At 70.5% G+C, this 20,332-nt stretch carries 14 protein-coding genes; 6 read left to right on the top strand and 8 right to left on the bottom strand.

Annotated elements, in window-relative coordinates; translation table 11 throughout:
- Positions 1–98 precede the first annotated feature (98 nt).
- A complete protein-coding gene (locus tag HV824_RS03525) occupies positions 99–437 on the top strand; it encodes a hypothetical protein (RefSeq protein WP_176415426.1) in 339 nt (112 codons plus the stop codon).
- The gene (tmk, locus tag HV824_RS03520; protein WP_176415427.1) at positions 434–1,099 is read left to right on the top strand and encodes a dTMP kinase; all 666 of its coding nucleotides are present in this window, start codon (positions 434–436) and stop codon (positions 1,097–1,099) included. The genes HV824_RS03525 and tmk overlap by 4 nt, the downstream gene beginning before the upstream one ends.
- A gap of 57 nt (positions 1,100–1,156) precedes the next feature.
- Here the strand turns inward: tmk and HV824_RS38130 are convergent, their stop codons facing one another.
- The 4 genes from HV824_RS38130 to HV824_RS03500 form a co-directional block, all read right to left on the bottom strand.
- Positions 1,157–5,185, bottom strand: a complete 4,029-nt coding sequence (locus HV824_RS38130) for an IPT/TIG domain-containing protein (protein ID WP_176422652.1) — start codon at positions 5,183–5,185, stop codon at positions 1,157–1,159.
- 23 nt (positions 5,186–5,208) lie between these two features.
- Positions 5,209–6,339 (bottom strand): peptidoglycan-binding protein, encoded by a 1,131-nt coding sequence (locus tag HV824_RS03510; protein ID WP_176415429.1) that lies wholly within the window; start codon positions 6,337–6,339, stop codon positions 5,209–5,211.
- Positions 6,340–6,358: 19 nt separating this feature from the next.
- Positions 6,359–6,748, bottom strand: a complete 390-nt coding sequence (locus HV824_RS03505; RefSeq protein ID WP_176415430.1) for a hypothetical protein — start codon at positions 6,746–6,748, stop codon at positions 6,359–6,361.
- A gap of 142 nt (positions 6,749–6,890) precedes the next feature.
- Positions 6,891–8,156, bottom strand: coding sequence for a glycosyltransferase (locus HV824_RS03500; protein WP_176422651.1), 1,266 nt, complete (start codon positions 8,154–8,156; stop codon positions 6,891–6,893).
- A 166-nt stretch (positions 8,157–8,322) separates the two neighbouring features.
- On the opposite strand from HV824_RS03500, the gene HV824_RS03495 reads away from it, so the two are divergent.
- Positions 8,323–9,063, top strand: a complete 741-nt coding sequence (locus HV824_RS03495) for a molybdopterin-binding protein (protein ID WP_176422650.1) — start codon at positions 8,323–8,325, stop codon at positions 9,061–9,063.
- A gap of 25 nt (positions 9,064–9,088) precedes the next feature.
- Here the strand turns inward: HV824_RS03495 and HV824_RS03490 are convergent, their stop codons facing one another.
- From HV824_RS03490 to HV824_RS03480, 3 genes are all read right to left on the bottom strand, one after another.
- Positions 9,089–14,164 (bottom strand): tetratricopeptide repeat protein, encoded by a 5,076-nt coding sequence (locus tag HV824_RS03490; RefSeq protein ID WP_176422649.1) that lies wholly within the window; start codon positions 14,162–14,164, stop codon positions 9,089–9,091.
- 164 nt (positions 14,165–14,328) lie between these two features.
- Positions 14,329–14,880 carry a GNAT family N-acetyltransferase gene (locus HV824_RS03485; protein ID WP_176415434.1) on the bottom strand — a complete coding sequence of 184 codons (552 nt, stop codon included), beginning with the start codon at positions 14,878–14,880 and terminating at the stop codon, positions 14,329–14,331.
- Between the two features lie 102 nt (positions 14,881–14,982).
- On the bottom strand, positions 14,983–17,127 hold the full coding sequence (locus HV824_RS03480; protein WP_176422648.1) for a M13 family metallopeptidase: 2,145 nt from the start codon (positions 17,125–17,127) through the stop codon (positions 14,983–14,985).
- Positions 17,128–17,372: 245 nt separating this feature from the next.
- Here HV824_RS03480 and HV824_RS03475 point away from each other — a divergent pair, with 245 nt between their 5' ends.
- From HV824_RS03475 to HV824_RS03465, 3 genes are all read left to right on the top strand, one after another.
- Positions 17,373–17,978 (top strand): DUF4136 domain-containing protein, encoded by a 606-nt coding sequence (locus HV824_RS03475; protein ID WP_176415436.1) that lies wholly within the window; start codon positions 17,373–17,375, stop codon positions 17,976–17,978.
- Between the two features lie 102 nt (positions 17,979–18,080).
- A complete protein-coding gene (locus tag HV824_RS03470; protein WP_176422647.1) occupies positions 18,081–19,073 on the top strand; it encodes an aromatic ring-hydroxylating dioxygenase subunit alpha in 993 nt (330 codons plus the stop codon).
- A 17-nt stretch (positions 19,074–19,090) separates the two neighbouring features.
- On the top strand, positions 19,091–19,741 hold the full coding sequence (locus tag HV824_RS03465) for a TetR/AcrR family transcriptional regulator (protein WP_176415438.1): 651 nt from the start codon (positions 19,091–19,093) through the stop codon (positions 19,739–19,741).
- A 25-nt stretch (positions 19,742–19,766) separates the two neighbouring features.
- On the opposite strand, the gene HV824_RS03460 is transcribed toward HV824_RS03465, so the two are convergent.
- Positions 19,767–20,162: a hypothetical protein gene (locus tag HV824_RS03460; protein WP_176415439.1), complete on the bottom strand. Its 396-nt coding sequence runs from the start codon at positions 20,160–20,162 to the stop codon at positions 19,767–19,769.
- Positions 20,163–20,332: the final 170 nt, after the last annotated feature.

Here is a 20,332-nt window from a genome sequence, read left to right as displayed (position 1 = left end):
GAGGTGGGCAGGGGGCCGTTGGAGGGCCTCCGGCCGGCCGGTGGGTAGGCACCGACTCGACGCGACCGTCACAGTGATGTAGGGTATTTGGCGCCGTGATGACTTCCAATACCCAGGAACTCCGGGCTCGGCTCGACCAGCTCCAAGCCAGCCTTTCCACCCGCGAGAGCACGACGCGCTTCGCCCGAGCGGGGGTGGCCACCGTCATTGCCCTCCTGGTGGGTGGGGCGTCGGGCAAGCTCTTCTACGACTCTCTTCGCACGCCGCTGCTGGCGTGGGCGGCGGCCCTGGTGTCCGTGTCGTTGCTCGTCTACGCCTTCATCAGCTACCGCTCGGGTCGGAAGGTCCTGGTGGACGAGCTGAAGCAATACGAGTCGATGCTGGCCCTGCGCAGCGAGCTGCGGCTGGACGACCCCTCGGCGTTGCTGCCCCGGTGAGCGCCGCACGGAAGAAGGCCGCCGCGCGCCGTCCCGGGCGCTTCATCGTCCTGGAGGGGCTGGATGGGGCTGGCACCACCACGCAGGTGGAGCGGCTCGCCGCGGCCCTGCGCGCGGAGGGGCACGCGGTATTGACGACGCGGGAGCCGTCTGACGGCCCCGTGGGGACGCTGATTCGCCAGGCGCTCACGGGCCGGCTGGGACTGCCCGGTGGGGCGGGCCCGCTGGCGCCGGAGACGCTGGCGTTGTTGTTCGCCGCGGACCGGACGGACCACCTGACGGCCCGGGTGCTGCCGGCGCTGGCGGCGGGGCAGCTCGTCCTGTGTGACCGGTATGTCCTGTCGTCGCTGGCCTACCAGGGCGCGTCGCTGCCCATGGAGTGGGTGGAGGCGGTGAATGCCTGCGCGGTGTCCCCGGACCTGACGCTGTTCGTCGGCGTGGCGCCGGAGGTGGCGGCACGGCGCCGCAAGGCGCGCGGTGGGGCGGCGGAGCTGTTCGAGGCGGACGAGGCGCAGCGGCGGATCGCCAGGCAGTACGTGGCCGCCATCCGCCTCCGGGAGCAGCACGAGCGCATCGTCCACATCGACGGCGAGCAGGGCATCGAGGCCGTGACGACCGCGTCGCTGGTGGAGATTCGCAAGCTGCTGGCCCGCAAGCGCTGAACCGGGCTGGGCTGGTTCCTCCCTGCGACGCCAGCCCCCGCGTTCAGCTGTCCTGCTTCAGGTCCACGTGAAGTTCGGCCCGTCGCTGGCGACCTCTGGCATGGCTCTCCCCATGTCGAGCCCCGGATCCAGGTGGTGGAAGAGCGGGAGCAAGGCATAGGCGGCGCCGCCGTAGTGCGCTCCGTACGTCGCCAAATGGTTGAGGTTGTAGTTCGCCGCCACCTCGATGGTCGTGGGGTGGACAGCGTATCCCGGGTTGTAGTGGTTGAGCAGGTCCGTCAGCGCACCCTGCGCGACGTGAGGGGAGTCGACGAAGGCGGCGATCTCCCCGTCGTACTGCATGCTGCGGAAGGACCAGTTGGCGGTGCCACACACCAGCCAGCGGTCATCGAAGACCGCGACCTTGGAGTGCACATAGACGTTACCCGCGCCAGCCGGGTTGAAGCAGGAGTAGAAGTGGAGATCCCCATCCACCGCGGTGATTTTGTGAAGGGGCACCGTCGTGGTGGGGTCGGCCAGGGTCGGCTTGAACTCGATGCAATCTCGTTCGAGCCACCGGTTCCTCAGTCCGGGGGTCGGACTGTTGGTATTGAAGCTGTCCACGACGTTCCAGGTGGCACACGTCGTGCGGTCGATTTGCCGGGCCGTGCCCGTGTCATCAAGGTAGCTGACGATGCGGCAGTAGGGCGTCCCATCGGGCCTCCGGAAGCGCAGCACCATGTGCAGCCAGGCACGGCGAGTCATGTAGGCCATGGAGCCGCCCTGCATGGGCACGACGATGGCGACCCTCAGCTCGTGACCCGCGAGTCTTCGCGCCTCATGGCGTCGATAGACGGCCTGGACCAGGTCGGGGTCCGCGAAGTGGTAGTTCTCGAAGTAGAGGTAGTCGTCCGCCGCGTTGATTCGCTCGATGACCGCGTCTCGGATGTGGCGGTAGCGGGTCGACCCCACGGAGCGCGTGAGCGCGATGCTCACGCTGCGGTTGTCAGGGTGGCGAGTCTGCCGGGTGGTGTTCTCGTGGATGCTGACGGCCTGCTGCTTCACGGTCGTGCTGGACCAGTAGGCGTAGTTGCGCGCCACGACGTCGCCGCCGCTCCCAAAGGCGTTCCATACCCATTGCGTGGCCACGTCGTTGGTCCTTCTCCAGCGCCGCATCCACTCCGCTTCGACGTCATCGGTCACCGGGCCTCGGAGGCGCACGGCGGTGTCGTGCCAGGTCTGGTCCCCGTGGTGGTCGTGGGGCGCGAAGTAGTGGTTGGAGAGGTTGAGCCCGCCGACCAGGGCCGTGCGCTGCCCCGCGATGGAGACAATCGCGATTTTCTGATGGTTCGCCGCGCCGACGAGGTCCCCCTCGTAGTGCTCCAGGTACATTCGCGCGCGTCCCACCTCGGGGCCCGTGGCGATGGCGTCGGTGTCGATGCGTCGGATGGCTTCGGCGAAGGACTCGTTCGCCTTCGCGACGTCGTCCGCCATGCCGTTGAACTGCCGCTCATGCTTCGGCGCATGCCAGGCGATGACGTCGACGTCGTGGCCCGCCCGCACGATTTTTTCGATGTAGGTCAGCAGGCGGTGAGGGGGCTGCTCGAAGCAGGTCGCGTCGCCCACCGTCACCGAGGGCTCAATCATCCAGAAGGCCAGACGGACATACGTGTTCGGGTCCGGCGGCGCCTGCCGGACCTGCTCCAGCAGCAACCGGAGCTCGTGGAAGTACGCCTCCCCATCCAGGATGAACACCACCTCGTTGTCGCCCGTCTCGGCGGGCGTGGTCACGTAGGTGAAGGCGTTGTTCAAGTTCGCACGATGGGGCTCGTCGGGGTTCTGCACGGAGAGGTCGACCGCGCCCGCTGCGTGTCCCGGAAGCCGGACCTCCAGGTGCTGGGCATCGACGAACCTCACTCCAGTGAGCTCGGTGCCGCCCAGGAAGACCCGCGCGCCCTCGGTGAAGTTCTGCCCGGTGAGCGTGACCCACCGGCCACCGACAGGGCCTCGCGCCGGAGCCACCGAGATGAGCCGCGCCGCGTCCCGGTAGGTGTAGAGCCCGGCACCGATGACCGCCGCGGCGCCTGGGTTCGTGACACCGACATTCGAGGCGACCCGCACCCCACCCATGGGAGGAGGGGGCCCCAAAGGGGTCCTCGCGGTGATGGTGTTCGGCGACACCACCCGGACGTGGGTCGCGGGTTGCCCCTCGACCGTGACGGTCGCGCCTTCCTGGAAGTGGTCGCCCGTGAGGGTGAAGGGGGTTCCTCCATCGAGCGGGCCCTGGCGGGGCTCGACAGCGCGGACGACCGCGAGCCCCTGGTAGACGAAGCCACCGGCGACCTGGTTCACCGCCCCGTTGTGGCGCACGGCGATGTCGACCGGCCCGACACCGGCGCCCACGGGCGTGGTGGCCGCCAGCTCCTGCGCTGAGCGGCGGACGAGCGCCGCGGCGGCGAGCCCTCCAAACTCCACCGTCGTCCCATCCGCGAAAGGGCCGCCGCGGAGGACCACCACGGTCCCTCCCGCGAGCGGGCCGACGGCGGGCTCGATGGCGGTGATGGGCGAATAGGCGAACCCGTTCGCGAGGGTGAGCGCGCCCCCGGGGTTGTGCACCTCCAGGTCCACCGTCCCCTCGACGTGCGCGGGGGTGGTGGCGGCGAGCTCGTTGGCCGAGCGCCAGACCACCCCCGTCGCGGGGACTCCCCCAAGGGTGACGGTCGCTGCCGGGTCGAAGCCGCTCCCTCGGATGACAAGGGCCGTTCCTCCCGCGACAGGGCCCCGGCTCGGCTCCACGGCGCTGACGTCCGAGTAGGTGAAGGCGTTGGCGAGCGTGACCCAGGCGCCGCCCGCATTCTGGACTTCGACATCCACCATCCCCGCCGCGTGCGCGGGCGCGGTGGCAGTGAGGGTGCTCGCGGAGACCCTGACGACATTCGTGGCCGCGACCCCTCCGATGCGGACGTTCACCTCCGCGGCGAAGTGGTCGCCCGTGAGCGTGACGGCTGTTCCACCGGCCGTCCCGCCTCGCGGGGGTTGAACCCCAGCGGTCACCGGGGCGCCAATGGACTTGAAGCGCCGGCGCAAGGTCACCGCGGCTTCGCCCGGGTTCTGGACGACGACATCATGCTCGCCCGCTGGAAGGGCGGGGGCCGTCGCGGTGAGCGTGTTCGCGTCGCCCCAGACGGTGGGCAGGGCGTTGACTCCGCCGATGGTCACGACGGCGCCGTTGGCGAACCGCTGGCCTTGTACCGTCACGACCGTGCCACCGGCCGCCGGTCCCAGCACGGGCGTGATGGCGGTCAGCGCCGCGCCGACGTACGTCAGTCCCCCCGCCAGCGTGCCAACGGGTGCGGCCCCGACGGTGACGACCACGTCCGCGGCCCCGGCGGCACGCGCGGGCGTGCGCGCGGTGATTTGCGTCTCGGACTGAACGACGACGTGGGTCGCGGGTGCGCCTCCGATGGTGACGGTCGCACCCGCGCCGAAGTACTGCCCCTGGAGGGTGATGTCCGTCCCACCTGCCAGCGGCACCTCGCGCGGACTGACCCCGGTGGTCGCCGGGCCACTGTAATGAAAGCCATTGCCGCAGCGCCCCCCAGCGGTGCGCGCCGCGCTGGTCCAGACGTCCACGGGTACCGCACCCACGGGGTTGGCAGGTGTCTGACAGGTCAGCTCGGTGTTGGAGATGATGTTGACGGCGGCCGCGGCAGCGCCGTTGAAGTCAACCACCATGCCGGCGATGAAGCCCCGGCCGGTGACGGTCACCTGGGTGGCGCCCGCGCTGGTCCCCGCGTCGGGACTGCACTTGCTCACGACCGCGTAGTATTCGAAGAGGGTGCCCCATGAGGCCGACGTGCCGTCGGGGTTCGTCGCCGTGACGGTGACCTGTCCTGCCCGCTCCCGCTTGGGCGTGCGCACCCTTATCTGGGTGGGCGGCGTGACCTGGACGACCGTGGCGCTGGTGCCCCCAAAGGTGACCGTGGCCCCCGCCTGGATTTGCGTTCCGGTGAGGAGGACCTCCTCACCTCCGTCCACGGAGCAGCGGTCAACGCTGAGATGGGTGATGGTGATGGGCACGCTGGTTCCCTCGGGCCATGCGTGCACGGCCCATGCTTGCCGCGCCGTTGCTAGGCGAGGTGTTTTTCTTCGATGGCCGCGCGGGTGCTTGCGTCCGGCTCGCCGGTCACCGTGAGCTTTTCATCCCGCTGAAAGTCCTGCAGCGCGCGGCGAGTCAAGGCGCCCAGCTTCCCCTCATCCTTGTCGCAGGGATAGCCCAGGTTGGTCAGGCGCCCCTGCACTCCAGAGAGGGTGTCGAGCGGGTCGAGGTGGGCCGCGCGGAAGACGAACGTCTCCCGTTCGAGCCCCTGGCCCAGGGTGACCCGGACCTCGGTGGTGGTCGCTGAAACGGACTCACGCACGAAGCCGTCTCCGTCCGTCTTCCCCGTGCGCTCCTCGGTGCCATTCGGGCCGTCAATGGCTATCAGATAGGACTCTCCGCCTCGGGGCCGGTCCTGCCGGTCCAGGAAGCGGATGCGCAGCTCCTCGGCCGCATCCTTGCGGCGGATGCGATAGGCGTTCGCGGGCGCCACGTCCCGCAGCGCGAGCCGGCGCGGAGGGAGGATGACGGTGTCCCCTGGCAGGAGGATGTTCTTGTTCTTCCGCCGGCGCTTGAGGTCGCGGTTGTCCGGCAGGTCCCAGACGGTGTCCGCGTGGAGTCCATGCTGGTGGGCGAGCGTCGAAAGGCACTCGCCTTGCTGGATGACGTGGGCGGTGGGGCCCGTCCGCGCCACGGGGCGCGGCGCCGTCCAGCCTGCTTCGTCGCGGCAGGCGGCCCGCTCCGCTGGCAGGGGCGCACTGCCGATGAGCTCCCAGCGGTCCTGGTCCAAGTCGGGGAGCCCGAGCTGATACGTCCCCGGAGCGAGGCCCTGGAAGCGCAGCGTCCCCGCCGCATCGGTCCTGGCGGACAGGGCTTCGGTGGGGCTCTTGCGCAGCTCGATGAGGATGTCGTCGAGCGGCTTCCCCTCCATGTCGACGACCGTGGCCTCCAGCGTCTGCAGCGCCGCTTTCATGCAGGGCAGGATGACGTCGCCCCCGGCGGAGCTGGACGTGGCGGCGGCCTTCGCGGCCTTCAGTTGGGTGAGCTTCGCCGCGCTCGAATCCTGGGGGCTGGGAGGGGTCTGTCTCGGGCCACAGTTGCTGAAGTATGCCCGCTCCGGGTCGAAGACCGCCGAGGGCTTGAAGACGATGTCATGCGCCATGGGAGTTCCCTCCGCCGCGTTACGCGTCGATGCCGAATTCCGCGCGTGCCTTCGCGTTGCGCGCGGACGTCTCCAGCCGCCGCTGGAAGCGGGTCTCGACCCTGTTCATCCGCTCATCGGGTTCAAAGGTCGTGTCGGAGAGGGCCTCCGCCACCCAGGGCTCGTCCAGGTCGAAAGCCCAGCCAAAGAGGGCCGCGAGCCCGACGAAGCGCGTCTGCAGCTCGCCACTGGCGAGCCCGTAACCGCGGGCGCGCGTCAGCCCCTTCCGGAGCTCCTGTCGTAGCGAGTCCCCGGGGACGTCCTTGACCTCATCCGGGAAGTGGGTGTGCAGGTGCATCACCAGCTCTTCGATGAAGTTCGTCTCCCTGACGTCGCGCAGTGCTTCGACCTGTGCGTCACGGATGCGCACTTCACTCTCCCGGCGTTGCGTGGATTGAACGCTAACGGACAGTGAAGGCGAGTTCAAGCACGGCACGGGTTGACTGCCTTCGAGACCACCGGCGCCAGCGTCCAAGGCCCGTGGCGCGCGGGTGCGCTGTGAAGGGCTTGCGTCAAGTCACCGCGTGGCGGCGACTCCACAGGGCGTGCTCCTGCTCGATGAGCTGCACGGCGCGCGTGGTTCCGTCTTCCTCGCGGATGTGTTCGCCCAGCGCCGCTGCTTGAGCCCGCACCGTTGGGGACAGCGCCGTGCGGATGGCCTCCGCCAGACGTTCGGCCGTGAGCGCCTTCTGGGGCACCGGCGAGGGCCCGACGCCCGCGCGCTGGACGATGTGCCCCCAGAACGGTTGGTCGCCAAGGAAGGGGCAGATGACAGTGGGCCTGCCAGCGCGCAAGCCCGCCATGGTGGAGCCGGCCCCGCCGTGATGCACCACCGCGCTCATTCGAGGAAACAGCCAGTCATGCGGCGCGGCCTCCAGCCTGAAGACGTCCGGCGGCAGCGCAGCCGTCTTCAAGCCTCCCCAGCCCGTGGCCAGCACCGCGCGCTCGCCAGTCAAGGCCAGGGCCTTCAACACGGTGGCGCCACGCGCCTCCGCGTGCGCCGCGCCCATGCTGCCGAAGCCGACGTACACGGGAGGCGGCCCTGCCTCCAGGAACGCCTGGAGCTCGGCGGGCGGCGTCCAGCCATCCGTCTCGTCGAGGAACCAGCAGCCCGTCGCCTGCACATGAGGAGGCCAGTCCGCGGGCCGCGGCAGCAACTGCTCGCTGTACGCGTACAGCGCCGGCACCGCGGAGCCATCGGCCTTCATCATCGGGTCGGCGAAGCGTGAGCGCGGCGCGAGGCCCAGGGTCTTCACCCGGAAGTCGTTGGTCGCGCCAGCCCAGACCACGTTGGCCAACGTGATGAGGCGGTAGCTCAGCGCGTTGAGCCATCCGCCGAGCCGAAAGCTCGGGATCATCGGTACTGGAAATTCTCGCGTCGGAGTCAGCGGCAGCGGCATCGCCAGCAGCTCGGCGGCCCCGAGCTTCTCCGCGATGTGGTGACTGCCGAGCGCCTTGGAGTGGTACACGAGGACGTCCGGCTCGAGCTCCCGCGCCGCTCGCCACTCGTCCTCCAGGCCCGCCCGGATGATGGCGCCGAACCCCTTGAAGAGCCGCCGCTGCTCGGCGCGCGTGGGGGCGCGAAGGACCGCCTCCGTCAGCTCCAGCACCGCGTTGTCCATGTGCGCGTACGGAACGCCGTGGCGCTCCACCATGCCGCGAAACCCCGTGGGCGTGCAGAGCGCCACGACATGGCCACGCGCCATCAGGGCCTTGGCGAGCGCGACGAAGGGTTGAACATCACCTCGGGTGCCGTAGGTGGAGATGAGTACGCGCATGGAAGTTCCTCTCCGGAGCCTGGTCAGATTGGCACGTTAGCCAACAAGGTGACTCCTTCTCTGACACGGGGGGCGCCAAGGCGTCGCTCAGCACCTCCGGGGCGAACCTGACGCGGCCGTGACGCAGCACCATTCCCAATCGGATTCGACTAGAATCCCGCCCCTTATGGAGCGGACTGGCGCAGCGGCGGTCATCATCGGCAACGAGGTCCTGACGGCGAAGGTCCAGGACCTGAACGGGCCGCACCTCATCCAACGCCTGCGTGAGGTGGGCATCCCGCTGCTCTCGGTGGAGACGGTCCTTGACGACGTGGACGCCATCGTGGACGCGGTGTCCCGGGCCCGGCGCAAGGCGCGCTACGTCTTCACGAGCGGCGGAATCGGCCCCACACATGACGACGTCACCGTGCGCGCGGTGGCCCTGGCCATGGGGCGGAAGGTGGTGCGCCTGCAGGAGATGCTGGACCTCATCATGTCCCGCGCCACCGAGGAGCGGCAGGTGACACCGGAAGCCCTGCGGCTCGCGGATGCCCCGGAGGGCGCCGTGCTGCTGCACCAGTCCAGCACCTGGTTCCCCGTGCTCACCGTGGACGACGTCTTCCTGCTGCCCGGCGTGCCGCAGTTGTTCCGGATGCAGTTGGAGACGGTGCTCGCGCGGCTGGGCGGGTCGCCCGTGGCGGTGAGCAGCCTCTACCTCCGGCTGGGCGAAAGCGACATCGCCGCCGTGCTGGACCGGGTGGCGCTCGACATGCCGCATGTGGCCATCGGCTCCTACCCGGAGTTCGACACGGCCAAGGACTACCGGGTGAAGGTGACGGTGGAGTCCGCCCAGCGCGAGCCCGTGGATGACGCCCTGACGCGCATCATCACCGGCCTGCCAGAGGGCGCGGTGGTGCGGCGGGAGTAGGGCTCCCGCCGCGCTCCAGGAGCGCCTACAGCCCCAAGCCCAGCCGCTGGCGCAGCCGGAAGAAGTCGTCCGTGAAGGCCCACGCCAGAATCGTGCGCAGGCGCTCGACTTCGCGCACGGCCTGAATCATGGGCTCGGGCGTATCCAGCCGGGCGCCCGCGAAGTTCGGGTCCTCGCGCAGCACCATGCCCAGGCCCACCGCCACGTCGGCGCACATCAGCAGGCCCGCGCGGTCCGCCGAGTAGTCGATGGCCTCCAGCCAGGGCGCCAGGTCCACCTTCTGCGCTTCGCCCAGCGACATCGCCGGACTCTCCAGCGCCTTGAGCGCCTTGCGCGGGAAGGCCCGCTTGAGCTGCTTCACCGACTCGTCGTTGCGCCGGCCCAGCGCGCTGAACTGCGGCGCGTGCAGGCGGATGGCGCTGCCGAAGAGGTCCGCCGTCTCTCCCTGCGACAGCTTCTCCAGCACCGCCGTCTTGTTGAGCAGCCCCAGCGCCGCGCGGCCCAGGAGGAACTTCTGCTCGCGCGCGTTGAAGCGCCGCACCACGTCCTGACCAATGCACACCGACATGGGCTCCGTGGTCTCCAGCACCGTCAGCCCGCGCCGCGCCTGGTAGACCTCGAAGCTCTCCACGCCGAACACCTGCGCCACGGCGCGGATGGCCTTGTACACGGCCGAGTCCGGCTTGAGCCGGTCCGCCTTCGGGTTGACACCCACGATGTCGAAGTTGGGCGGGTACACCTTCTCCAGGTGCTCACCCATGGCGCGCAGCACCTCGAGCAGCGGGCCCCGGGCCCCCGGGTGCATCAGCACCGAGTCCACGTCCGTGTGCGTCAGCGCCTCGCGCGCCTCCTGCGCCAGCCGCGTGCGGGCCTCCATGTAGAAGGCCAGCTCCACCTCGTTGGCGGAGCGCAGGAAGTGCAGCGCCGCCGCCGCGCAGAACGCCTTGTCGAGCTGCTTCAGGCCCTCCCAGAGCTTGAAGAGCGCATGCAGGCTGTCCACGCGCGTCGGGTCCTGCCGGAGGATCTGCCGGTGCTCCTCGATGGCCATCGGCACCGAGGCCGAGTCCCGCGCGTACAGCTCCGCGAGCACCGCGCGGGCCTGGAGGTTCGCGCCATCACCGTCCACCACCTGCCGGTACAGCGCGGTGGCGCGCGCGGGCTCGGACAGCGGCCCTGCGTACAGGTCCGCGGCCCGCATCCGCAGCGTCGCGGCGCGCTTGGGCTCCGCGGCCAGCGGGCCCGCGGCCTGGGCCTCCAGGAGCTGCGCCAGCTCCGGCAGGTTGCGCGCGCGCTCGTAGAGGACCACCAGCCGGTCCACCAGGGTGGGGTTGCCCGGAGACAGCTCCAGCGCTCGGCGGTAGAGCGGGGTGGCCGCCCCCGCGTCGCCCAGCCCCTCGTCATACGTGCGCGCCAGCTCCAGCGTGAAGCGGGCCCGCGGCTCTGGCGGCAGCTCCTGCTGGAGCAGCTTGTGCAGGCAGTCCACCGCGCCCGCCCAGTTGCGCGCCTGCGTGTGGAGCCCGGCCAGCCGCTCCAGCGCCTCCAGGTGACGGGGCAGGGTGGCCAGCACCGTCTGGTAGTGCGCCGCGGCCCGGCTCGGGTCGTTGAGGTGCGCCGCGTACAGGTTCCCCAGCGTCATGTGGAGCTGCGCCAGGACGCGCGGGTCGCCGCCCAGCTGCACGCGCTGGCTCAGCATGGCCGCGGCCTCGGGGTACTGCTGCGCCTCCAGCAGCAGCGCGCCCCGCAGCTCCAGCGCCTCCGGGTGCCCCGGCTGCGCCGACAGCGCCTTCTCCAGCAGCGCCAGCGCCCGCGCGCCGTCATTCAGCGCGGAGTGGTGCAGCCGCGCCGCGCTGATGAACGCCGTGGCCGCCGCCAGCCCGTCCCGCTGCGCCAGCTTCGCCTCGGCGCGCCGCTCCTGCAGGGCCGCCAGGTCCGCGGAGCCACCGCGCTGCGCCAGCAGCTCCTCCAGGCCCGCCTGCGCGCCCGCGTGCAGCGGATCCTTCTCCAGCGCCTGCCGGTACAGCGCCGTGGCGCCGTCCGGGTCATTCAGCCGGCCCACGGCCAGCTTCGCCGCGCCGAGGAGCGCCTCGATGGCGCCGCGCGGATCTCGCGACACCCGGGCCTCGGCCTCCCATGCGGCGCGGGCGCCCGCGAAGTCGCCCCGCTTCAAGGCCACGCGGCGAGCCCCCTGAAGCGCGGGCAGGCACTGCGGCTGAAGCTCCAGGGCCTGCCGGTAGAGCGCCGCCGCCCGCTCCAAATCATTGAAGCGCGTGTCCGCCAGCTCGGCGGTGCGCAGCAGCATCTCCAGGGCCTCGTCGGCGTCCTGCGCGGATGCCAGCCGCATGGTGTACATGCGCGCCAGCCCCGCGGCGTCACCCGCCTGCCGCAGGCCGCGCTCCAGCAGGAAGGCCAGCCGCGCATCACCCGGGTCTGCCTCGAACGCGCGCTTGTAGGCCTCCAGCGTGCCCTCGGCGGGGCTGCGGTCCAGGTCCACGGCGGCGGACAGCCGCAGGGCCGTGGCCAGCCGCGGGTCAGTCACCCGGTCGGCGATGCGCTGGCGCAGCTCGGCGCGGCGCGGCCGGTCCGAGGCGCGGATGCGCTCCAGCAGCGTGAGGGCGGTGAGGTTGCCGGCGTCCAGCGCCAGCACGGCCTCGCAGCACTGGGCCGCGCGTGAGGGCTCCTGGAAGCGGTCCAGGTACAGCCGCGCCAGCTTCAGGTACGCCGTCACCTTGGCCGCGGACGTGCTGCCCACCTGCGTCTCGCGGTCCAGGATGCCGACCAGCTCCTTCACGTTGTCCTGCGCCAGGTACAGCCGCTCCAGCGCGCGCAGCGTGGCGGCGTGGGCCGGCGTCAGGCGCAGCACCTCTTGATACGTGTCGATGGCCAGCTCGGGCCGCAGCAGCTGCTCTTCCCAGATGGCCGCCGCCTGGTAGAGGGCGTTGGCGCGCTCCAGCGGGTCGGTGCGGTTGGCGGCCTCCGCGCGCAGCACCTCCACCAGGCTCTCCCACGCGGCCTGCGCGCGGTAGATGCGGGCCAGCGCGCGCAGCGCCGGGAAGTAGCTGGGCGCCAGCATCAGCGCCTCGTTGTACGAAGCGATGGCCTCGTTGTCCTGGTTCAGCCGCTGCTCGTACAGCTCGCCAATCTTGTAGATGAGCGCGGCGGCCTGCTCGGTGGACGCGGAGCTCTCCGACTCCGCCCGGTACATGTCCACCAGCTTCTCCCACCGGCCATCCTGCGCGTACAGGCGGCCCAGCGCCTTGAGCGCGGGGAGGTAGGACGGGGACAGCGCCAGCACGCGCTCATACGCGGCGATGGCGCCCGCGCGGTCCTTGAGGTGCTCGTCCAGGATCTCCGCGTTGCGGTGCAGCAGCGACAGCACCTGCTTGGTGTCGCCCGCGAGCGACGCCTCCAGGTCATGCGTCTCCAGCAGCTCGCGGAAGCGGCTGGCCCGCTCATGGAGCCGCGCGAGGTTGCGGATGGTGGGCAGGTGGTCCGACGCCAGGTCGAGGATGCGCTTCATGCACTCGATGGCGTGGTCCAGATCGCCCAGCCGGTCCTCGTACACCACCGCCATCTTGTTCAGCGTGGTGATGAGCTGATCCCGGTCGCTCGTCTGGAGCAGGTCCTGCTCGTACATGGCCACCAGCTCCGCGAAGCGGCCCTGGCGCTCGTAGAGGCGCGTGAGGGCCTTCTGCGCGGGGAGGTAGCCCGGCTGCAACTGGAGGCAGGTGTTGTAGCGGGAGATGGCGTCCTCCTGCCGTCCCAGCCGCTCCTCCAGGATTTCGGCCGCCTTGTACATGCGCGCGGCCTTCTGCTTCGCGTCCTCGGCGGCGGCGACCTCCGCGTCGAAGACGGCGACCAGCCGCTCCCAGTCCTGCATGCGGTAGTACAGCTTGCCCAGGCCCGCCAGCGCCGCCGCGTGGCCGGGGATGCGGGCGACAATGGCCTGATACCGCGCTGCCGCGTCCGACTCGCGCTTGAGGTCCTCCTCGTACAGCGCGGCCAGCCGCAGGTTGGTGGCCACCAGCTCGCTCTCGTCGTTGAGCGAGCCCACGCGCGCCAGCAGCACGTCCGCCAGCTCCTCGAAGCGGCCCTGCGTCTCGTAGATGCCGGCTAGCTCGCTCAGCACCAGCGGCTCGTTGGGGGACACCTGCCGCGCGGCGAGCAGCGCGGCCAGCGCGTCGTCCTTGCGGTTGTTGCGCTCGTAGACCTTGGCGATCTGCAGGTACGCGGGCGCCGCCTGCGCGCCCAGCGCGGCGGCCTCCGCACCCAGCGCGGCGAGCAGCTCATCCACGCGGCCCTCGCGCTCGGCCAGCCGCTTCATGGCCGCCAGGAGCAGGAGGTCCGACCGGTCCAGCGCGAAGGCCTCGCGGAACAGGGCCGCGGCGCCTTCCTTCTGCTTCAGCCGCTCTTCCAGCAGCAGGCCCGCGGCGGTGAGGTAGTGCGCGCGCAGCGCCGGCTGCTGCACGGCGGCGGCGATCAGCCGGTACACCTCCACCAGCGCGGGCGCGTCATTGCGCACGGCGTAGACGGACTCGAGCTGGGTGAGGACGACGACGTCCGTGGGCCGGCGCTCCAGGCACTGCTTCAGGCACGCGGCGGACTCCTCGTCCCGCGACAGGCGCTCCTGGAGGATGATGCCCTTCTCGAAGAGCAGCGCGGCCTGGTGGCGCGCGTCGTCGGTGGCCGCCAGCTCCGCGTCCATCAACTGGAGCACCATCTGCCAGTTGCCCACGTCCGCGAAGAGCCGGCGGGCCGCGCGGATGTTGACGAGGTAGCGCGGCGCCAGCTTGTAGGCGTTCTGGAACGCCACCGCGGCGTTGCGCGGATTCTTGAGCGGCTCCTCCCAGAGCAGGCCCACCTCATGGAAGAGCAGCGCCGCCGAGTGGGGCTCCGAGACGCTGAGGGCCTTGGCCTCGCGCTCCAGGGAGGCGATGCGCTCGCGCGCTTCGTCCTCGGCTCGGGTGTTGGCGGCGGCAGCGGGCGCGGCGGTGGCCTGGGCCGGCGTCTCAGGGGCCGGAGCGTTGGGGCTCGCGGGCGCGCCAGACACAGGCAGGGGGGCCACGGGAACAGTGGTCCTCGGGACGTCGTTGCGCTCGCTCATGGAAACCCGGCTCCGAATGGCCAATACGGGGGAGGAGGGATTGGCCATCGCCGGTCGTAACATGCGCTTGGCTAGTCCCTCAACTTCCCGTCTTTCCTGGCGATTTGGGTGCCAGCCACCCCAGGGGACGGGCAGGCGGACCCTGCTCTGGAGCTACGCGCCGCCTATTTGCGTCGAGCGCGCCACTCGTCGCGGCTCTGCCCCCAGCGGTCGACGCGGATCGTGTCGTGCGGCGGTGGCATGTGTGCCGGGCCCAGCACGCGCGACCCCAGCCGGAGCGCGACCTGCTGGGACGGGGTGTTCTCCGGCACGATGCAGTGGATGACGTCGGTCCAGCCCAGGTGGTCGAAGGCCCAGTCCATGGTCGCCGCCGTCGCCTCGGTGGCGTAGCCCCGGCCCCAGAACTCGCGGAGCAGGCTCCAGCCAATCTCCGTTCCCGGCCAGCCCTCGGGCTTCCACGGGCCTACCCGTCCCACCCACGCGCCCGTGGACTTCTCCAGCACGGAGAACATCGCGAAGCCCTGGAGCGACCACGCGCCCGCCATCGCATACAGGTTGCGCCACGCCATCAACCGCGGCTGGACGCCTCCGATGAAACGCGCCGACTCCGGGTCGGCCGACAGCGCGGCGAAGCCATCCAGGTCCTCGGCCAGGGGAGGCCGCAGGAGGAGACGCGGCGTTTCGAGCACGGGGCCCTTGCTTGCCAGGTGAGACATCTCAAACGACCTCAGAGCTGATATTGAATTCGAACCGCCAACGCGGGAGCGACGGCCGCGCGCCTGCAAGCCGGGCCGGCACCCCTCGCCGTCAAATGACGTCTACCAGATGCGGACGCGCTGTTCGGGAGCCAGGAACAGCGTCTGCCCGGGCTTGACGTCGAACGCGCCGTACCAGGCATCGAGGTTGCGCACGGTGGCGGTGCGGTACGGGCCCGGCGAGTGGCCGTCCGTCATGATGATGCGGCGCAGGTACGGCTCGCGGTAGCTGGTGCGCCACACCTGTCCGAAGCCGAGGAAGAAGCGCTGGTCGCCGGTGTAGCCGTCGATGACAGGCGCGGGCTTGCCGCCCAGGGAGAGCTGGTAGGCGTCATGGGCCACCGCCACGCCCGCCATGTCCGCGATGTTCTCTCCCAGCGTCAGCTCGCCATTCACAGCCAGGTCCGGCAGCGGGCGGTAGGCGTCGTACTGCGCCGCCAGGGCCTTCCCCGCAGCCTGGAACTTCGCTTCGTCCTCCTTCGTCCACCAGTTCTCCAGCTTGCCGCGCGCGTCGAACTTCGCGCCCACGTCGTCGAAGCTGTGGACGATTTCGTGACCGATGACCGCGCCGATGCCGCCGTAGTTGACGGCCGGGTCCGCGTTCGCGTCGAAGAAGGGCGGCTGGAGGATGGCGGCCGGGAAGATGATGGAGTTCTGCTGCGGTGAGTTCAGCGCGTTCACCAGCTGCGGCACCATGTACCACTCCTTCCGGTCCACGGGCTGGCCCAGCTTGGCGACGTTGCGCTGGTACTCGAAGCGGACGGCGCGCTCGGCGTTGCCGTAGGCGTCACCGGCCACGATGTCGAGCCCCGAGTAGTCACGCCACTTCTCCGGGTGACCGATGCTCGCCTGGAGCGTGCCCACCTTCTCCTTGGCGCGGGTCCGCGTGTCGGGCGACATCCACGTCAGCGCGTCGATGCGCTTCTCGAACGCGGTGATGATGTTGCGGACCATGGCCTCCGCCTCCGCCTTCACCTCCGGCGGGAAGTGCTTCGCCACGTAGAGCTTGCCCACCGCTTCGCCCATGGAGTGGTTGGTGGCGTCCACGCCACGCTTCCAGCGCTCCTTCAGGGCCGGCGTTCCGGTCAGCGTCTTGCCGTTGAAGGCGAAGCTCTCGTCGACGAAGGCCTTGGGCAGGTACGGCGCCGCGCGGGCCACCGCGTGGAAGGCCAGGTAGTCCTTCCACGCCTGCAGGGGCTCGCTCTGGGCGAGCTTCGACAGGGCCGTCAGCGCGCTCGGCTGCCAGACGATGAACTGCTCCTGCGTGCCCAGTCCCGCGGCGGCGAAGAACGCCTTCCACGCGAGGCCGGGCGCGCGCTTCGTGAACTCCGCGCGCGGCCAGGGGTTGTTCGCCTTGGAGATGTCCCGCGTGTCGACCTGCGACACGTGCGCCTGGGCCATCTTCCGCTCCAGGGCGAAGACGCGGCCCGCGCGCGTCTCCACGTCATCGAAGCCGGCCAGCTTCAGCATCGCCGCGATGTGCGCCTGGTAGCGCTCGCGCAGCTCCGTGAAGCGCGGGCTGTCGGCCAGGTAGTAGTCCCGGTCGGGTAGCCACAGGCCGCCTTGCAGCAGGTAGGGGGCGTAGCGCGACGGCTCGTTCAGGTCCTCGGCGACCCAGAGGCCGAAGAGCCGGTCCGTGGTGACGTCGCCCATGTTGAGCGCGTCCACGTCCGCGCGCAGGGTGGCGCCCAGCACCGTGGCCAGCTGCTCGCGCTGCCCGATGGCGGCGATGCGCTCCAGCTCCGGCTTGAGCGGCGTCACGCCCCTGGCCTCGATGGCCGCCTCATCCATGAAGCTGGCGAAGAGGTCTCCCACCTTCCGGGCCTCGCTGCCCTCGGGGGCCTGGCGCTGCGCCTCGATGAGCTCGCGGTTGCGCTGGTCCGCCTGCTCCGCCAGCGTGGTGAACATGCCGTAGCTGGAGCGGTCCGGCGGAATCTCCGTCCGCCTCACCCAGGCGCCGTTGGCGAAGCCGTAGAAGTCGTCGCCCGGCGCGATGTCGCGGTCCATGCCGGAGGAGTCGAAGCCGAAGGTCCCATACGTGGGCTTCGGCTTGGACGCGGGCGGCGCGGCGGGCGCCGCGGCGACAGGGGCGGGCGGCGCGGCTTTCTCCGCGGAGGTGGAGGACGCGCAGGAGGTGAGCAGGGCCGTGGTGCACGCGGAGGCCAGCACATGCCTGGCGCCGGGGAATCGTCGGTGGGGAGGTGTCAAGGGTTGCTCCTGAAACAAGGGGCTGCGAGCCGAAGACCGGGGATATAGACGGTCTGACATCCGAAGGCGCGGGCCGAACAACGGATTCAGCGGTTTCATCCCGAGCGGGCAGACCTTCCGCTCGGACCCGCTCCGCCACAGTCGCCGGACGTGCGGGCCGTACCCGAGGGTCGCGTGACGGACGCCTAGGTTTGCAGGGAGCCGGTGCCGCGATGTGTCCGCGCCCCGACATCCTGGAGGCTCCCATGCGGCTGTTGTTCCGAATCACCCCCGTGCTGTTGGGGCTGGCGCTGGCGGCCTGCTCGGGCATCCGCGTCAACACCAACTACGACCCCAGCGCCGTCGAGCGAATCGAGGACTTCCGCCGCTACGCCTGGCTGCCGCAGCCCCAGGGCAAGGACGCCCGCGTCTACAACGACATCGTCGACGTGCGCGTGCGCATGGCGGTGGACCAGGAGCTGAAGGCGCGCGGCTACCAGAAGGTGGACATGGGCGCGGACCCGGACTTCTTCGTGGGATGGCAGGGGGCCATCGACACCAAGGTGTCCATCGACACGGTGGACTCTTTCTATGGCTACCCCTGGGGCCCGTACTGGAGCCCATGGAGCTCCTTCTACGGGCCCTATGGCTATCCGTACGGCATGGGAGGGCCGCGCACCTACGTCCGCGAATATGACGTGGGCACGCTCATCCTCGACGGCGTGGATGCCCGCGAGCAGCGGCTGGTCTGGCGCGGCACCGCCCAGGCGGAGCTCCACCGCGACCTGTCTCCCGATGAGCTCCAGAAGAAGATCAACGACGCCGTGCACAAGCTGCTGTCGCGCTTCCCTCCAAGTCCGGAAGCGTCCTGAGCCGGCCAGGCAGGCACTCCCGCGCGTTTTCGGTTGCGAGCCCCCAGGCCGGTCGTCAGTATTAGACCAGTGGTCCAACTGGCGGTCTAGGGCGGGTGTTCGATGAATGAAGCGACGGGCTCGAAGCACGCCGAGCAGTGGGCGGCGCACTGGTACGCGGTGGCGCGGTCACCGGCGCTCGGGGAGGGACGGCCCTTGGGAATCCAGCGCCTGGGGCGGCGGCTCGTGCTCTGGCGGGACGCCGCGGGCGAGGCCCACTGCGCGGATGCGGCCTGTCCCCACCGGGGCGCGGACCTCGGGCTTGGACGCGTGCGGCGGGGGGTGCTCGAGTGCCCCTACCACGGCTTCCGGTACGACGGAGGCGGCGCCTGTCTGGCCATGCCCTGTGAGGGCCGTGACGCGAAGCCCTCGCGTGGGCTCGCGCTGCGCTTGCATCCGGTGCGGGAGGCACATGGGTTCATCTGGGCGTGGCTGGGGGGCCGGGCGCCAGAAGCCCTTCCCGCGCTGCCCTGGTTCGCGGACGCGCCGGAGCCTGATTCGAGCAGCGCCGCGGTGGAGGAGGTCTGGAACGCGCGCTTCACCCGGGTCATGGAGGGGATGATGGACCTCCACCACTTCCCCTTCGCGCACCGGCGCTATGTCCCGCCGGGCTACACGCGGCTGGACCCCTACGAGGTCCATGTGGATGCGGGGGCCATCCGCACCGTCGGCTGGCTGCGCAAGGAGGCGCGTCCGCCTGGGACGGGGTTCCGGTTCGACATCGACGTGGGCTATCCGGGCGTGCTCCACCTGCGCTTCTCGCCCCGGCTGGACGCCGCCGTGGTCTGCACGCCCGTGGATGCCGAGCACACGTGGATCGCGGCGCGCTTCCATCAGCGATATGTCCGGCTGCCAGGGCTGCGGTGGCTCGCCGCCCGGCTGGCGATTGCGTTCGAGTTCCGCTTCATCCAGCCAGACGACTACCGGATGGTTCGCTCCAGCCTGCCTCGCTCGGGCGCGCTGACGCACGGGACGCTCGTCCGGGCGGACCGCGCCATCGCCGCGTGGCACCAGTTGCATCACGCGGCGCTCGGCGACACGCCTGACGCATCCTGATAGAAGCGCTGCGTCCGATGCCCCGTCCCCGCGCCAGCAGGCTCGACCCCGAGCGCAGACAGACACTCCTCGACGTGGCCGCGGAGGAGTTCGCGGAGCACGGCTTCGATGGGGCCTCCTACAACCGCATCCTGGAGCGCGCGGGCTTCTCCAAGGGCGTCGCGTACTACTACTTCGAGGGCAAGGACGACCTGTACGCCGCCGTGCTGGCCCTCACGCTGGATACGCTGGCGCGGCGCTTCGGCGCCTGGCAGCGGCCCGCGGACGCGGACGGCTTCTGGCGCGCCCTGCGTGCGCGTTACTTCGCGCTGACGACGCACATCGTGAACGACGAGCGTTCGGCCCGGCTCCTCCGGAGCATGTCGCAGGCGCGCACCCATCCGAAGCTCCAGGAGGCGTGGCTGCGCTTCGAAGGGCCGCTGGTGGCGTGGTTCCAGCGTGTCCTGGAGGACGGGCGCGCGCTGGGCGCGGTGCGTGGCGATATGCCGGAGTCCCTGCTGCTCACGTCCCTCATGGGCATCGGACAGGCCACGGATGGGTGGCTGCTAGAACAGTGGGCGCACAGCGGGGTGCCGGCGCTCCAGCGTGGGGCGGAGCAGGTGTTCTCCCTCTTCGAGGACCTGCTGGTCCCCAGGCCCGTGGGCCCGCCTCCCGCGAAGCGGCGCTGAGGCGGACCCTGGCGGGCAGTGCGTCTCAGTAGGCGCAGGCCCGGTTCGCGCAGTACCCCTGGACGCCGCGGCAGACACAGTCCGCGTCATCAATGCACCGGGTCGACGGACACGTCGGACCGCCGCCTCCGCCTCCACCGCCGCTGTACGTGTAGCTGCACGCATTGAAGGAGCACGTCGCCGTGCGCGCCGTGGGGCACGCGTTACGGCACTCCTGGTCGGAGCTGCACCGGACCGTCACACAGGCGAGGCCCGAGAGGTCGCCCTCACTGAACTCCGCGTCGGACTGCACGCTCTGCGAGCACTCCGCCGCGCTCGCCACGGCGACGTTGGGCTCAGGGGACTCCGCGCTCGCGGCGGTCGCCGCGAAGGCCAGCAGGACGGCGACGCTCCAGGACAGACGGTGTCGGCGGGAAGACATGATGACGTTCCTCTCAATCCCCGAGGCTGGGTCCCTGTCGGTGTGCAGGGTTTTCGGGGATGTAAAGGCTATCATGGCTGAAGCTGGCCATTCGCCGGACGCGAAACCTGTTCCCCTGGCGGGCAGGGGCGTCAATCATCTGGCATATGCCCCCGCCATCATGGACTTCT

It is taken from the genome of Myxococcus sp. AM009, assembly GCF_013372605.1.
GTDB lineage: Bacteria > Myxococcota > Myxococcia > Myxococcales > Myxococcaceae > Myxococcus > Myxococcus vastator.
This window is presented reverse-complemented; position numbering and strand designations above follow the sequence as displayed.

Coding starts and splice junctions, on each gene's coding strand:
- HV824_RS03525 (WP_176415426.1), top strand. CDS start 99: ATGACTTCCAATACCCAGGAACTCCGGGCTCGGCTCGACCAGCTCCAA.
- HV824_RS03510 (WP_176415429.1), bottom strand. CDS start 6,339: ATGGCGCATGACATCGTCTTCAAGCCCTCGGCGGTCTTCGACCCGGAG.
- HV824_RS03500 (WP_176422651.1), bottom strand. CDS start 8,156: ATGCGCGTACTCATCTCCACCTACGGCACCCGAGGTGATGTTCAACCC.
- HV824_RS03495 (WP_176422650.1), top strand. CDS start 8,323: ATGGAGCGGACTGGCGCAGCGGCGGTCATCATCGGCAACGAGGTCCTG.
- HV824_RS03490 (WP_176422649.1), bottom strand. CDS start 14,164: ATGAGCGAGCGCAACGACGTCCCGAGGACCACTGTTCCCGTGGCCCCC.
- HV824_RS03485 (WP_176415434.1), bottom strand. CDS start 14,880: ATGTCTCACCTGGCAAGCAAGGGCCCCGTGCTCGAAACGCCGCGTCTC.
- HV824_RS03475 (WP_176415436.1), top strand. CDS start 17,373: ATGCGGCTGTTGTTCCGAATCACCCCCGTGCTGTTGGGGCTGGCGCTG.
- HV824_RS03470 (WP_176422647.1), top strand. CDS start 18,081: ATGAATGAAGCGACGGGCTCGAAGCACGCCGAGCAGTGGGCGGCGCAC.
- HV824_RS03465 (WP_176415438.1), top strand. CDS start 19,091: ATGCCCCGTCCCCGCGCCAGCAGGCTCGACCCCGAGCGCAGACAGACA.
- HV824_RS03460 (WP_176415439.1), bottom strand. CDS start 20,162: ATGTCTTCCCGCCGACACCGTCTGTCCTGGAGCGTCGCCGTCCTGCTG.